15 protein-coding genes are annotated in these 15,015 nt (G+C 39.1%); 11 read left to right on the top strand and 4 right to left on the bottom strand.

All coding sequences use genetic code 11. From position 1 onward, the window contains the following. The first annotated feature begins 52 nt into the window (after positions 1-52). The 6 genes from IGL15_RS13365 to IGL15_RS13340 all read left to right on the top strand — a co-directional run bounded on the left by IGL15_RS13365 (position 53) and on the right by IGL15_RS13340 (position 6,179). Complete coding sequence (locus tag IGL15_RS13365) at positions 53-790, top strand: SDR family oxidoreductase (RefSeq protein ID WP_002307739.1); 738 nt, start codon at positions 53-55, stop codon at positions 788-790. A gap of 230 nt (positions 791-1,020) precedes the next feature. Beyond that, positions 1,021-2,289, top strand: a complete 1,269-nt coding sequence (locus IGL15_RS13360; RefSeq protein ID WP_002287463.1) for a glycoside hydrolase family 73 protein — start codon at positions 1,021-1,023, stop codon at positions 2,287-2,289. Positions 2,290-2,776: 487 nt separating this feature from the next. Then, positions 2,777-3,241, top strand: coding sequence for a MarR family winged helix-turn-helix transcriptional regulator (locus IGL15_RS13355; protein ID WP_002287461.1), 465 nt, complete (start codon positions 2,777-2,779; stop codon positions 3,239-3,241). After that, the gene (locus IGL15_RS13350; protein ID WP_104765219.1) at positions 3,225-3,854 is read left to right on the top strand and encodes a nitroreductase family protein; all 630 of its coding nucleotides are present in this window, start codon (positions 3,225-3,227) and stop codon (positions 3,852-3,854) included. Before IGL15_RS13355 ends, IGL15_RS13350 begins: the two co-directional genes overlap by 17 nt. A 353-nt stretch (positions 3,855-4,207) precedes the next feature. Next, on the top strand, positions 4,208-5,686 hold the full coding sequence (msr(C), locus tag IGL15_RS13345; protein WP_002326097.1) for an ABC-F type ribosomal protection protein Msr(C): 1,479 nt from the start codon (positions 4,208-4,210) through the stop codon (positions 5,684-5,686). A gap of 46 nt (positions 5,687-5,732) precedes the next feature. Next, positions 5,733-6,179, top strand: coding sequence for a DUF2798 domain-containing protein (locus IGL15_RS13340; RefSeq protein ID WP_002287457.1), 447 nt, complete (start codon positions 5,733-5,735; stop codon positions 6,177-6,179). A gap of 198 nt (positions 6,180-6,377) precedes the next feature. Here the strand turns inward: IGL15_RS13340 and IGL15_RS13335 are convergent, their stop codons facing one another. After that, positions 6,378-6,893 (bottom strand): PadR family transcriptional regulator, encoded by a 516-nt coding sequence (locus IGL15_RS13335; RefSeq protein ID WP_002287456.1) that lies wholly within the window; start codon positions 6,891-6,893, stop codon positions 6,378-6,380. Between the two features lie 116 nt (positions 6,894-7,009). Between IGL15_RS13335 and IGL15_RS13330 the strand changes: the two genes are divergently transcribed. Next, entirely contained in the window at positions 7,010-8,212 is a 1,203-nt protein-coding gene (locus IGL15_RS13330) for an MFS transporter (RefSeq protein ID WP_002296013.1), read from the top strand. Between the two features lie 250 nt (positions 8,213-8,462). Then, positions 8,463-8,789, top strand: a complete 327-nt coding sequence (locus IGL15_RS13325; protein WP_002287453.1) for a hypothetical protein — start codon at positions 8,463-8,465, stop codon at positions 8,787-8,789. A gap of 254 nt (positions 8,790-9,043) precedes the next feature. Here IGL15_RS13325 and IGL15_RS13320 read toward each other — a convergent pair whose 3' ends face one another. From IGL15_RS13320 to proB, 3 genes are all read right to left on the bottom strand, one after another. Next, a complete protein-coding gene (locus IGL15_RS13320; RefSeq protein WP_002307733.1) occupies positions 9,044-9,388 on the bottom strand; it encodes a hypothetical protein in 345 nt (114 codons plus the stop codon). A gap of 75 nt (positions 9,389-9,463) precedes the next feature. Next, a complete protein-coding gene (locus IGL15_RS13315; RefSeq protein WP_002298218.1) occupies positions 9,464-10,711 on the bottom strand; it encodes a glutamate-5-semialdehyde dehydrogenase in 1,248 nt (415 codons plus the stop codon). Further along, positions 10,708-11,514: a glutamate 5-kinase gene (gene proB / locus IGL15_RS13310; RefSeq protein ID WP_002287451.1), complete on the bottom strand. Its 807-nt coding sequence runs from the start codon at positions 11,512-11,514 to the stop codon at positions 10,708-10,710. The genes IGL15_RS13315 and proB overlap by 4 nt, the downstream gene beginning before the upstream one ends. 229 nt (positions 11,515-11,743) lie before the next feature. On the opposite strand from proB, the gene IGL15_RS13305 reads away from it, so the two are divergent. The 3 genes from IGL15_RS13305 (at position 11,744) to IGL15_RS13295 (ending at position 14,895) form a co-directional block, all read left to right on the top strand. After that, positions 11,744-12,271: a dUTP diphosphatase gene (locus IGL15_RS13305; RefSeq protein ID WP_002287450.1), complete on the top strand. Its 528-nt coding sequence runs from the start codon at positions 11,744-11,746 to the stop codon at positions 12,269-12,271. A 62-nt stretch (positions 12,272-12,333) separates the two neighbouring features. Then, complete coding sequence (gene radA / locus IGL15_RS13300) at positions 12,334-13,704, top strand: DNA repair protein RadA (RefSeq protein ID WP_002287449.1); 1,371 nt, start codon at positions 12,334-12,336, stop codon at positions 13,702-13,704. A gap of 33 nt (positions 13,705-13,737) precedes the next feature. Beyond that, positions 13,738-14,895 (top strand): PIN/TRAM domain-containing protein, encoded by a 1,158-nt coding sequence (locus tag IGL15_RS13295; RefSeq protein WP_002287448.1) that lies wholly within the window; start codon positions 13,738-13,740, stop codon positions 14,893-14,895. Positions 14,896-15,015: the final 120 nt, after the last annotated feature.

Genomic DNA, 15,015 nt, shown 5'->3' with positions numbered 1-15,015 from the left:
TAAGAGATAGTGAGTATAAGCAAGAGATTTTTCAAAACAGGAGGAGAATAGAATGAATGATTTATCAGAAAAAGTGATTGTCATCATGGGCGCTTCAAGCGGAATCGGTGAAGCAACAACGAAGCTGTTAGCAGAAAAAGGGGCTAAACTAGTTATAGCTGCACGCCGAGAAGATCGCCTAAAAGCAATAAAAGAATCTTTACCAGAAGCTGAGCTATATATTCAAACAGCAGATGTAAGAGATTTTGCACAAGTCCAAGCAGTTATCAATTTAGCGATGGAAAAGTTCGGTCGAATCGATGTATTGTACAATAATGCAGGAATCATGCCAACCGCTCCATTAGTTGAAGGTCACCGTGATGAATGGCAAAATATGCTTGATATCAACATCATGGGTGTGTTAAATGGAATTTCCGCCGTACTTCCAATCATGGAAAAACAAAAATCTGGGCATATCATTTCAACTGATTCTGTGGCGGGACATGTTGTTTATCCTGATTCCGCCGTTTATTGCGGAACAAAATTTGCTGTCCGTGCAATCATGGAAGGATTACGTCAAGAGCAACGGCAAAATAACATCAAATCTACGATCATCTCTCCAGGAGCTGTTCAAACTGAATTATATCAAACCATCAGCGACAAAAAGGCTGCTCTTGAACTTCATGAAGCGCAAAAAGAATGGGGATTGACCTCCGAAGATATAGCTTCTGCTGTAGCATTTGCGATAGAAACGCCAGACCGGATGTCTGTCAGTAACATGATTATCCGTCCGACGACACAGGAAGTATAATCCATAACGGATAATATCCAAAGAGAATTACTTGTTAAATAGTTATTCAAACGACCATCAATTTAAGGCGTGAATGGAGAAGAATATTCTTCATTTACGTCTTTTTATGCAGAAAAAGCAAATTTATCAAAAAGAAAAAAATGTTATTTAAATATGGACATTGACTTGCTTTTACTTTTTTAGTTACACTGTTATTTAGGAAAAGTTTCATAATTCAAAGGAGAAAAAAGATGAAAGCAAAGAATTTATTATTTAGCGTTATTCTTTTAGGAAATCTAGCAGTTGCCAACACAACAGTGCTAGCTGAAGAATCGACAGAAACTGTCGCAACTCAGACATCGAGTTCTTCAGAAACAGGAATTGAAAACGATACAGAGAGTACTTTGCAGTCAGCTACTGTCTCAGAAAATACAATTTCAACCGAAGAACCAACAACTGAAACAACAGAACAAACACAAACCGAAGACAGTACATCAGCAGAAGCTCAGAACAATCCAGAGAATGCAGAAGAAATCACGAATCAATTGACAGATGGGCAAACATTGACACATACCCATCAAGCAGATTTGTCTGAATTCGAAAACTATACTGGCTATGCTTTTTATGCTCGCTCATCTGCTAATTCTCAACAAGCGTTCATTGATAGTATTGCCTCAACTGCACAAAGTTTGGCAAGTGCCAATGACTTATATGCATCAGTCATGATTGCTCAAGCCATCGTTGAAAGTGGCTGGGGGAACAGTACTTTGGCTTCTGCCCCTAATTACAATCTATTTGGGATTAAAGGAAGCTATAATGGCCAATCTGTTACGATGCCTACTTCGGAATATGTGAATGGGCAATGGATTACGGTGAATGCCGCTTTTAGAAAATATCCTTCGTACAAAGAATCATTGCAAGATAACGTAACGGTATTGAAGACGACTTCTTTTCAGCCAGGCGTTTACTACTATTCCGGTGCATGGAAAAGCAATACGAACTCTTACAAAGATGCTACGGCTTGGCTAACAGGTCGTTATGCCACTGCGCCTAATTATGGTTCTACATTGAACAATGTAATCGAAACCTATAATCTGACACAGTATGATACAGCACCAACTTCAACTTCTCCGATGTATCGTCTGTATAACCGTCATACAGGAGAACATTTATATACATTGAATGCCGGAGAAAAAAATTATCTGCCAACTGTAGGCTGGGAATATGAAGGGATTGCTTGGCAAGCACCAAACAGCGGACAACCTGTCTACCGTTTATACAATCCTTACAGTGGAGACCATCATTACACAATGGCACAATCTGAGATCAACTCTTTAACAAAAATCGGTTGGCGTTATGAAGGTCTAAGTTTTTATTCTGGTGGTTCCAAGCCAATTTATCGACTATTTAATCCAAATGAAAAAACTGGTACCCATCACTATACCTTGAGTGCTAAGGAAAGAGATTGGCTAACACCGATGGGCTGGAGATATGAAGGAATAGGATTTTATGGTTATTAAAAAGAGGTTGTGAAAAAGCTGCCCTGCATCAAGTAATAAGAACAGCCAAACAAAAACAGCTTTTCATGTTTTTTGTTTGGTTGAACTTATTACCGCAGATGCAAGTTTTTGAACACCGTTTACTCAAAAAAGGTTGTGACAACATCTTGTCATAACTTTTTTATTACCGTTTAAGCATACTGATCCAATTTCTAATATTCGACGGGATTCTTGCAAAAGGCGATTTCGGAAATTTTTGGCGGTGTAAAATTTTCTACTGCAGAAGAGCTATCTTCTATAGTTTGATAGGAATCAATAATCTTGGTTTTAGCGTTGTGCTTTCTTTATCATTTTTTCCGTTCATTCTACAAAAAATTTCTTTTCTCTATACTTTTATATTGAGAGCGTTTTTTTTTATTACACAGCTGATTCTTTGACTTTTTTCTTTTTTTATTCTATTATTGACAAGTCAATCGTTGACGAGTCAATTATTAGAGAGGAGGAAATTATGTCTTTAGAAGAGATTAGTCACCTTTTATATCAAATCAAATTAGCCGATCAAAAAATCGTCCAGATCTTTGAAGAAAATATCGGTATAAGTCTTACTAGATACGAGATCATGATGAGACTGAAAGAAGAAAATCCATTGCTACAAAGCAGTTTGCAAGAAAAGTTGCAGATTGATCAAGGAGCAGTTACTCGTCATCTGAAGGTATTGGAAGCAAATGGCTATGTTTCGCGTCAGAGAAATCCTCAGAACAACCGGGAAGTGTATGTAGCGCTAACAGAAAAAGCCCAGAAGAAAATCGAGCATTGTGAAATGGACCATAAAGATACAGGTTCCGTGCTATCCCCGGCTTTCAGCGATGTAGAAATGAAACAATTTCTAACACTTTTAGATAAATTGAATACCCAACTTTGCAATATAACAACAGAAACGAAAGAGGTTAATAATAATGGAACAAAAAAATGATTTTTCAACAATTATGACTGGTAGAAGATCCGTTCGCGTATATGATGAAACATACAAAATCTCACACGAAGAAATGCTGGAAATGATCAAAGAAGCGACGACTGCACCTTCTTCTGTCAATATGCAACCATGGCGCTTTGTGGTCGCTGAAAGCGAGGAAGCAAAAGAAATCTTGCGTCCTTTGATCCGTTTCAATACGAGACAAAATGATACTTCTTCTGCAATGGTCATGATTTTTGGCGATATGCAATGTTACGAATATGGCGAAGAAATCTATAACCAAGCTTACGAATCAGGGAAGATGCCAAAAGAAGCCAGAGATCAACAATTAGCTGCGATCATTCCTTATTACAAGAGTTTTTCAAGAGAAGAAATGAACGATGTAGTCAAAGTCGATTCTAGCTTAGCGGCTATGCAATTCATGTTAGTTGCGCGTGATCATGGCTATGAAACAAATCCAATTGGTGGATTCGAAGCAGATCAGTTGGCAGAGGCATTTGGTTTGGATAAAGACCGTTATGTTCCAGTTATTATTTTATCAATAGGAAAAGCGGTAGAAGAAGGTTACGAGTCTGTTCGTTTAGCACCAGAAAAGATCACTACGTTCAAATAAAATGTTTTCAGTTACTATTCAGTAGCTATTGCTTTTTTTGAATCGTGTGTGGTAACCTAATAAAAAAGGAGGTCGGAAAAATGACTGCATCGATGAAATTACGTTTCGAACTTTTGAATAACAACTAAATAAATTCAAAAGACATGTATAAACAACAATTTCATGGATGGAGTATGTCCATTTTTTCGAACGACAGTAGAATAGGTGAAAGCTATGACAGATTTGGTGATTTAGTCATAGTTATTTCGTTCAGAGTAGGAAAAGATGTGATGCAGTTTTTTTGCAAACAGATTTTTCTGCTCTTTTTTAGTATCGATAATTGTTGTTTTACATGAAATAGGAGTGTAAAACATATGGAAAATTTAGCAGTAAATATAACAAATCTACAAGTCAGCTTTGGCAACCAGCTAGAACTATCTATTGATTCTCTTCGTGTCTATCAGCAAGATCGTATAGGGATCATAGGAGAAAATGGTGTCGGTAAATCGACTTTGCTCAAACTAATAGCCGGTGAACTTTTTCCCGATCATGGGAAAATCCAAACAGAGATCACCTTCAACTACCTGCCTCAATTAACCTATCTCGCTGAAGCAAAGGACCTAAATTTGGAATTAGCCAGTCATTTCCAGTTAAGACTGGAAGAAACTTCAGAGCGGAAATGGAGCGGAGGGGAAGAACGAAAGATCGAGTTGATACGTCTTCTTTCTTCTTATGAACAAGGGATGCTTCTAGACGAGCCAACAACCCATCTAGATAGAAAAAGTATTGAACGACTGATTGAAGAGCTTCGTTATTATTATGGTACGCTGGTTTTTGTTAGTCATGATCGCTATTTTCTAGATGAGCTGGCAACGAAAATCTGGGAAGTAAAAGACGGAGAAATCCGAGAGTTTTCGGGGAATTATAGTGCCTATCTCACTCAAAAGGAATTGGAGAAAAAGACTCAGCTACGAGAAGCAGAGTCGATCATGAAAGAGAAAAAACGATTGGAAAAATCGATCCAAGAAAAGAAAAAACAAGCGGAAAAGTTGGAAAAAGTGTCCAGTAAAAAGAAAAAGCAACAAATCAGACCGGATCGGTTGTCTTCCTCTAAACAAAAAGACAGTGTACAAAAAGCCATCCAAAAGAATGCGAAAACATTAGAGAGAAAACTCCAAAAAATAGGAGAAACAACCAAGCCACAGCAGATGAAACAAATCCGTTTTCCAGTACCAAAATCTCTTGAACTCCACAGCCGCTATCCCATCATGGGACAAAATGTCCAACTGGAAAGAAGTGGGAGAACATTACTGGTAAATGGTGATTTTCAGTTTTCTTTAGGTAAAAAAATCGCGATTGTCGGTGAAAATGGTTCAGGTAAGACAACCTTATTAGAACATATCCGCAAACAAGGAGAAGGAATCCTTCTCTCTCCGAAAGTAAGCTTTCAAGTATATCAGCAAAAGGGTTATCAAATGACATCTGAAGAATCCATCATTCGTTTTGTCATGAGACAAACAGAGTTTTCAGAATCGCTTGTCCGTAGTTTGCTGAATCACTTAGGGTTTGCTCAGGAAACTCTGACGAAACCGTTATGTACATTAAGTGGGGGAGAAGCAACCCGTCTGACGATTGCTTTGCTTTTTACTAAGCCAAGTAATGTGTTGCTGTTAGATGAACCGACTAATTTTATTGATATGGCAACGATCGAAGCTTTAGAGAAGCTAATGCAAATATATCCGGGAACGATTTTGTTTACTTCTCATGATTCTTACTTCGTCGAGCGTACGGCTGATGAAGTTTATGAAATAAAAGGGCAGAAAATAAAAAAAGTACTTACGAGAAATTTTTAAATGTGCTACGATGATTTTCGTGACAAATTTAAAGGAGTGGTACAGATTGCCTACAAATAAAAAAGAAGGAATAATTTTTACAACAATGATGTGTTTTTTGATGGTCTTGGGGATGAGCGCGTATAATTTATGGCTGCATCAAGATCTTCATTTATCAAGTTTGTTGATTGGTCTAGTGCCTGGATTCGTGGTGGCTTTCATTTTGGATGTCTTCATCATCGGTGTGCTGGCGAAAAAAATTGCCTTTAAACTACCAGTAAATCCAGAAAGCAAGGTCCAAATGATCTTAACTATTTCATGCTTGATGGTTTTAGGAATGGTGACATGTATGTCTTTATTCGGTGTGATCATGGAACAAGGAATACCTGATCAATTATTCTCTGCTTATATGAATGCTTGGAAAATGAATGTGATTGCCGCTTTACCGTTGCAGTTGATCATCGTTGGCCCGCTTTCAAGAAGTGTGCTAAAAGCAATTCAAAGTAATGAATGATGGAACACTGTTATTTGAAAAAAGGCCTTGGCATGCTTTTTGTCATAGTCTCTTGAATGCAGTTCTAGAAAAATAGTGATCCGAACGATAGGTTTTGGCCTGTCGTTCGGATCGCTTTTTCTTTTCCAACTGTATTGCTCTTTTATTGAAGATAATTTGCTCTTCAATAGATATTTCTAGAAAGGTTCTGTTTATCCCTTACTCAAAAAACTGCTGCATTTGTTCTCTTACTTGCTGACACCATTGGAGTTCCTGCTGACAAAGCATAATTCTGCGCTGGATTACAACGTAACGTCCAAATTCTTGTTTCTTGTCTAGCGAGAGGTCATTCAATTTTTTTTGATTTTTTTGCATGATTTTGTTCAGCTGTTGTTCTCTAGTGAATAGCAGTCCAGTAGCTGTTGTTTTATCGAGCGTCGAAAAAGCATAGATTTTTGCTAGAAATTCATCTTTTTGCGTAGGAGCGGGAGTTTCCTCTTTGATCCATTCCTCTACAAGAGCACGTCCTTCATCAGTCAAGTGGTAGATCTTTTTTTGAGAGTGCTCGTCTTTGTCCAAAACGGTCACATAACCCTGCTGGTCTAACTTGGCAAGCGTTGTATAGATCTGACTGTGATGGGCTTCCCAAAAAATTGTGATCAGCTGCTTCAATTCATACCCAGAACGTGGTTTGGATAAAAGCACGCATAATAATATATAGGCTAAAGTATTCATAAAAATCCTACCTCTCGTCTTATTTTCTTTATTATATCACAGTAAAGTTTCCACGTTTTACATGTGCATATTGACATGTAAAATAAATTATGTATGATGCTAATAGAGAGAAAGGGATGGAAATATTGGAGAATCAAATAGATATACAAGAACAAACAAATGAAGAAACAAAGGGGAAAAGTTCAGCGCTAGTTGTAGCAGCTACCTGTATGATCGCTTTTATGGGAGTGGGTCTAGTAGACCCAATCTTAAAAACGATTGCTGCACAGTTAAACGCTACGCCAGCTGAAACGACCCTGTTATTTACTAGTTATATGTTAGTCACTGGTGTGGTGATGCTATTTACAGGTTTCTTATCTAGTCGGATCGGTTTGAAAAAAACATTGATGACAGGATTGTTTATCATCGTTGTATTCGCTGGTCTTGGCGGATTATCTGGGAATATCGGAATGCTGATTGGGTTACGTGCCGGCTGGGGTGTCGGGAATGCTTTATTTGTCTCTACTGCTTTAGCAACGATCGTCAGTATTTTAGTTGGTAACACAGAAAAAGCAATCATGATGTATGAAGCAGCACTTGGCTGCGGAATGGCTGTTGGCCCTCTAGTCGGTGGGGTCTTGGGCAGTGGTTCATGGCGTTATCCATTTTTTGGGGTAGCATTTTTGATGTTTTGCGGTTTTATAGCCCTAGCGGTACTTTTACCTGAAACTGAGAAACCAAAGAGAAAAGTAGGCCTTTGGGAAGGTGTCAAAGCGTTAAGCAATCATAAACTTCGTTCAGTTGGACTAATCGCATTGTTATATAATTTCGGATTCTTTACTTTACTTGCGTATGCGCCATTTTTATTGATTGGCTATTCTGAATTAGAAGTTGGTTTTGTATTTTTTGGCTGGGGTGTGCTTCTGGCTATTGCTTCGATTTTCGTTGCACCGGCTCTTGAGCGGAAGTTTACGACTTATCGGACAATTTTAGCAGCATTTGTCTTATTCATTATTTGTTTGCTGTTATTAGGAGCTGGAACTTCTATGCCAGTCCTTGTACCGATCAGCATTGTGTTAGCAGGATTTTTCCAAGGAATTATCAATACACTGTTGACGACGATTGCTATGGAAATACCAGGTCTGCAACGAAATGTTGCTTCTTCTAGCTATAGTTTTGTCCGCTTTTTCGGTGGAGCTTTAGCACCATTTATTGCAGGTGTGATTGGTGAACATATTGGTGAAAGCTATGCGTTTTATTTTGCAGGTGCCATTGTTCTTATCAGTGTATGTTGTATCATTTATCACCGTAATTATTTTGCTACAAATGAAGAAGAATAAGAAATCAGAGGTTGTGAAAAAGCTGTCCTGCATCAAGTCATAAGAACAGCCAAACAAAAATAGCTTCTCATATTTTTCGTTTGGTTGGGCTTATTACCGCAGATGCAAGCTTTTGAACACCGTTTATTCGGAAAAAGGGGATGTGACACGATTTTTGTCACATTCCCTTTTTTTCTCAAAATAATGAAACTGGAAAATTTTCAGTAGGTAAGCTAAAATTCATTTAAGAAAAAGAATGGGGGGATAATAGATGCTGGAAGAATATTTTCAGGAAGTCGGGTTGACACTCGTTGAATTACCCATTGAATTTTCAGATGATCGGTTGATTTATCGTGGCTATATCAAAGAATTGCCAATAATCAATGCGGAAGGTGAAACTAGAAAAGCGATGCAGCAAAAAATAGCTGGTATGTATCAGGTGTATCGGGAACAGCTACTGGCTGAATCAGCGGAAGAAGAAAAAGAAAAAACGATGAACTTGTCCATGGATGAGCTGCTTCGTTATTATGATGGCGAAACATTTGACGGATTTTCGCTTCTTAACGAAGAGGAAACAGATTTACCAGGCAGCTGGTAGGCGAACACCGTTTATATGGGAAGAGGCTGGGACAGAAGCGTTTAACTCCAAGAAATAAGAAGAAATTCACGAAAATTGCTTTTCAAATTTTTGTGAATTTCAGCTTATTTCCGAAGGAGTTGCTTCTGCTCCCGCCGTTTATACATGTTTAGAGCGTGGGACAAAAGTTTTTCTTTACTTTTGTCCCACGCTCTAAAAAGTCCGGCAGTTTTTTGCCGATCTTCAAGGCACTCTACTTATCGTACGGATATTTTTTAGCGGAAAGTCCGATTCAAGTGGTTTTTATTCAGCTGATATTTATAAGATAAGTGAAAAATCCCAGCAATCAGTAGCGTAATCGTATAAGCGATTGAATGATCGAAAAAAGAATAGTAATTGATTGTCGCTAATAAGCATAATGCAACCATGTAACTAATGTGCAAGCGTGTAACCAGCCCTTTTGGCCCGATTTTGTCAAAATACTGCGACCATTTTTCCCGTTGACTCCCTATGCTTCGTTTTTTGAATTGAAAGAAAAGGGATAAAATACCGACTCCCAGAAAAGCAGCGATATTCAGAGAAATAAGGTAAATAAAAAAAATCATTAAAATTTCAAACATATTGACACCTTTCTAGTTGGATAGAACCTTTACAGAAAAAAGGCAAAAGGCGGGAATAATGTTTCACACGAAACATTATTCGCGGATTTGTCCATCGCCATAAATGATATATTTTGTGGAAGTTAATTCATTTAACCCCATTGGACCACGGGCATGCAATTTTTGAGTAGAGATACCGATCTCTGCACCAAAACCAAATACCGATCCGTCTGTAAAACGAGTGGAGGCATTGACATAGACAGCCGCCGCGTCCACTTCATTTAAGAAACGTTGACTAGCCGCATAACTATCTGTCACGATCGTTTCTGAATGTTTAGTATTATGCCGATTGATATGTGCAATTGCTTCATCCAAAGAATCGACCACTTTGACAGCAAGGATATAATCTAGATATTCAGTATCCCAATCTGTGTCTTCTGCTAAAGCAGCCGTCTCTAGATATTCTAACGCACGAGCATCCGCACGTAAAGAGACCCCGTGTTCTACCAGTTCTTTTTCAATAGCTGGCAAGAAAAAAGGTGCGATCTCAGAATGGATCAGCAATGTTTCTGCCGCGTTACAGACAGATGGACGGGAAGCTTTTGCATTGACGATGATGTTCACTGCCATAGATAACTGTGCTTCTTTATCGATATATACGTGATTATTTCCTGTACCTGTTTCAATGATAGGTACCGTTGCCTGTTCTTTGACTCGTTGGATTAATTTTGCTCCGCCTCGAGGAATCAGCACATCTAAGTATTCTGTCAATCGCATCAACTGTCCTGCAGTTTCATGAGAAGTATCATCGACAAACTGGATGGCATAAGGAGATTCGCCAGCACTGACCAGTACTTGCTGCAATAATTGGACTAATAATTGATTCGAGAAGAATGCTTCTTTGCCACCGCGAAGGATAACGGCATTCCCTGATTTGAATGCTAGACTAGCTGCATCTGTCGTGACATTTGGACGAGATTCGTAAATGATGCCGATCACGCCTAGTGGCACGCGCTTTTTGCCGATTCTCAATCCGTCGGTGTTCGTCCACATCTCATCTACTTTTCCAATAGGATCGTCTAACGAAGCAATTTTTTCGATCTCTGTAGCCATGGCATTGATTCGCTCAGGTGTCAGCTGCAAGCGGTCTTGCATCGTTTCACTGATATTGTTTTCGACTGCTTTTTCTAAGTCTTTATGATTTGCTTCAATGATCGCTTGTTGATTCTTTTTGATGGTTTGTGCCATTTGAACAAGTAGCTCATTTTTGCGGTTTGTAGGCATAAGTGCTAGTTGTTGCGCGCTATCTTTTGCCTGTTGTCCTAATTGCATCAAGTCAGTCATTTCAAGTCCTCCTTAAATAAAGTACCCACTTCTTTTCCTGCAAGAATATCAAAAATAATTGCCGGATTTTTTCCATTTGCTAAAATCATTGCGCTGTTTGCTTCAAATATCCTAGAAGCGGCTTTTAATTTACTCTGCATACCGCCTGTTCCAAATGTGCTACCAGCACCACCTGCTTGTGCCAGAATCTTTTCATCGATTTTATCGATATAGCGATACATCTGAGCCTCGGGATTTGTAGTCGGATTATCTGAATAAAACCCGTCGATATCAGAAAGGACGATCAAAAGGTCTGCCGCGACAAGTTTTGCCATGATGGCTGACAGCTGATCATTATCGCCAAATTTTGTCAGATGATCTAATTCATCCACTGCTACAGTATCGTTTTCGTTCACGATAGGGATCGTGTCCATAATCAAAAGCTGTTCCAATGTATTCCTCACATTTTTACGACTTTCAGGATAATCTACCACGTCTCTTGTCACGAGGATCTGTGCCGTCTGTTGATTATATACACTGAATCTTTGATTATAGATATTCATCAGTTCGGCTTGACCAACAGCCGCCGCAGCTTGCTGTTCAGGGATCAAAGTCGGACGTTCTGACAAATGTAATTTATGCATACCAACGCCTACAGCTCCTGATGAGACTAAGATCACTTCCTTTCCCCGATTTCTAAGATCAGAAAGGACAAAAGCTAACTGATCGATTGCCGCAAGATTGATATTTCCATTGGGATAAATCAATGTACTTGTTCCTACTTTGACAATAATTCGTTTTGCATTTTTAATTTCTTTACGCATGTGACACCTCAATCAAATATCCACTCATTAATTTCGTTCTATTCTACTTGTTTTGACGAGTAAAGTCATGTAAAAAATAGTTTTTTTGTACAACTTGCAGTCGTTTGGAAAAAGAACGAATTAATGGTTTACTTTAAGATAGCAGAATTTCTTGAAGAATTTGTAAAGAAAGTCTTTTACAGCCTCGGATATGTTAGAATAGGAGTAGTTTATTTAGGGAGGAAAACCGGTGAGAAAAAGAGGATTTGAAGTTATTTCTAAATATAAAGATCAAAATATCAATCTACCGCAGCGCGCTACACATCATGCTGCTGGCTATGATTTTGAAGCAGCAGAAGAGGTCGTGATTCCAAGTATCTGGAAAGCAGGCTGGAAAAAGGGGTTGGAAACAGTCGCAGATGGATTGAAAAAAGATGTATCAGAAAATGAAAAACAATTGAAACCAACCCTCGTGCCTACTGGAATCAAAGCTTACATGGGAGAAGATGAATTTTTGCAGCTTGCTAACCGTTCAAGCAATCCGTTGAAGCGGTTTTTAGTGTTGACAAACGGAGTAGGTGTGATTGACAGTGATTATTACAATAATGAGGCAAATGAAGGCCATATCATGTTCCAATTCACCAACTTTGGTTTCAAGGATGTAGTGATCAAAAAAGGCGAGCGTATCGGCCAAGGGATCTTTTTGCCGTTTTTAAAAGCAGATCAAGATCAAACGACTGCTCAACGTCAAGGCGGATTTGGTTCTTCCAGTAAATAAAACGTTAAAGATACTTAAGCTTGATTTAATGTCTCATGATTAGGATAAAAGGAGGCGGTACAATGGCAAAAAAATCAAAAGTACAATTTGTTTGCCAAAATTGCGGGTATGTGTCGCCTAAGTTCTTGGGACGCTGCCCAAATTGCGGAAAATGGAATACGATGGTCGAAGAAATCGAACAAGATACAACGGACCGCAGAACTCGGACAAGTTTGACAGGAGAAAAAGCAAAACCAACAAAAATCGCAGACGTCGTCCCTAAGAAAGAACCTCGGATCAAAACAAAATTAGAAGAACTGAACCGTGTGTTAGGCGGAGGTGTGGTGCCAGGGTCTATGGTCTTGATTGGTGGCGATCCAGGTATCGGGAAATCCACTTTGCTGTTACAAGTTTCTCAGCAATTAGCAGCCATAGGCGGAAAAGTCTTATATGTATCCGGCGAAGAAAGCGCAGAGCAGATAAAATTACGCGCGGAACGCCTCGGAAGTATCAACACAGAATTTTATCTATACGCTGAAACAGATATGAACGAAATCAGTCGTGCCATCGAACATATCTCCCCTGATTATGTTATCATTGATTCCATCCAAACGATGACGCAGCCAGACATCACAAGTGTGGCAGGAAGTGTCAGCCAAGTAAGAGAAACCACTGCAGAACTACTCAAAATCGCTAAAACAAATGGGATAGCCATTTTTATCGTCGGTCATGTTACCAAAGAAGGCTCGATCGCCGGCCCAAGAATGTTAGAACATATGGTGGATACGGTGTTATATTTTGAAGGTGAACAACATCATAGTTTTCGGATTTTGCGAGCAGTAAAAAACCGATTTGGCTCAACGAATGAGATTGGGATTTTTGAAATGCATGAGCATGGATTGGAAGAAGTCGCTAATCCTTCACAGATTTTCTTAGAAGAACGCCTAGACGGTGCAACTGGCTCTGCTATCGTTGTGGCAATGGAAGGGACACGTCCAATTTTGGTAGAGATCCAAGCATTAGTCACACCTACTATGTTCGGAAATGCCAAACGAACAACAACAGGTCTTGATTTCAATCGGGTATCTCTGATCATGGCAGTGCTGGAAAAAAGAGCTGGGTTGCTTCTTCAGAATCAAGATGCTTACTTAAAAGCTGCAGGTGGGGTAAAATTAAATGAACCAGCGATTGATTTAGCTATCGCTGTCAGTATTGCTTCAAGCTATAAAGAAAAAGGAACACAGCCAACGGAATGTTTCATCGGTGAAATTGGACTGACTGGAGAAATCAGACGTGTCAGTCATATTGAACAACGAGTCAAAGAAGTCCAAAAACTCGGCTTCACAAAAGTATACCTACCTAAAAACAACTTAGGTAACTGGGAAGCGCCAAAAGGAATCGAGATAGTTGGAGTAGCAACTTTGGCTGAAACGTTGAAGCGTGTGTTCCGCTAACTAATAAATGATTGTCGAAACGGAGGAAAAACGATGCAAAAACGTGTCATTACTTTGCTGATGATCATTGTCGGCGCAAGCTTGGGTATTTCATTTTTACCCTCAGCTTGGCAGGCAATCGGTCAACAGTCAAACGGATGGCTGAATAATACATTTACCAACAGCCTGTTAGGCGCACTTATTTTCTTTTTATTATCTTTGCTGTTGGCCAAACATATCTCAGCTATTATCAAACAAGTAGAACAAAAACTAAGTGAGGTCAGCTTGACTTATCTTCTCTTCGGTGCGATCGGTGCGATCATCGGATTGACTTTAGGTGTTGTGATCTCGACCCCTCTTTACAATATGGAAATTCCATTCGTCAATAGTGTATTGCCGATTTTACTGATGATCATCTTAGGCTATCTGGGATTGAGAATGGGAACGACACGAATCGAAGAATGGAAGAAAGTTTTTGGTTCACGAAGCAAAAAAATCGAGCAAGAAACAGCTAGTCAAGTTGAGAGTCAACTGTTAGAACGAAAATCAGGAGAAAATTTCCATAAATATAAAATCTTGGATACAAGCGTGATCATTGACGGTCGGATTTATGATATTACAAAGACTGGATTCTTAGAAGGAACCTTGATGATCCCTAATTTTGTTCTTTACGAACTACAATACATCGCGGACTCAGGGGATAGTTTGAAACGTGTGCGTGGTCGTCGCGGATTAGATATCCTAAATGCCTTGCAAAAAGAAGAGGGTATATCTGTCGAAATGTACGATGGAGACTTTGAAGATATCAGTGAAGTAGACAGCAAATTGATCAAATTAGCTAAGCTTTTAGATGGTGTCATTGTAACCAATGACTATAACTTGAATAAAGTCTCTGAATTCCAAAATGTACCTGTTCTTAATATCAATGCGTTGGCAAATGCCGTAAAACCAGTCGTCATCCCTGGTGAAACGATGAATGTTCTAGTAGTAAAAGCCGGGACAGAACGCCAGCAAGGGGTAGCCTACCTTGATGACGGCACGATGGTTGTCGTAGAAGATGGACAGCATTACATGAATGAACGTATCGAAGTCGTTGTGACAAGTGCCCTTCAAACAGCTGCTGGACGCATGATCTTTGCTAAACCTGCACATGCAGGACGAGGAATCGACAATAAAAAAGAGACAGAGAAAAAGACTAAACAATCAAAATAAAAAAGAAATTCAGCCAACTGGTAAGGAAATTCAACCAGTTGGCTTTACTATTTACCTTAGAAAAGGTAAAATTTGTGCTGAGTGGCTTTAAATAAATGATATTTGAGAAGCCGTAACTGA

It is taken from the genome of Enterococcus sp. DIV0436a (assembly GCF_051711605.1).
Classification (GTDB): domain Bacteria; phylum Bacillota; class Bacilli; order Lactobacillales; family Enterococcaceae; genus Enterococcus_B; species Enterococcus_B faecium.
The sequence above is the reverse complement of the archived record's forward strand: the minus strand, read 5'-3'. Positions and strand labels throughout refer to the sequence as shown.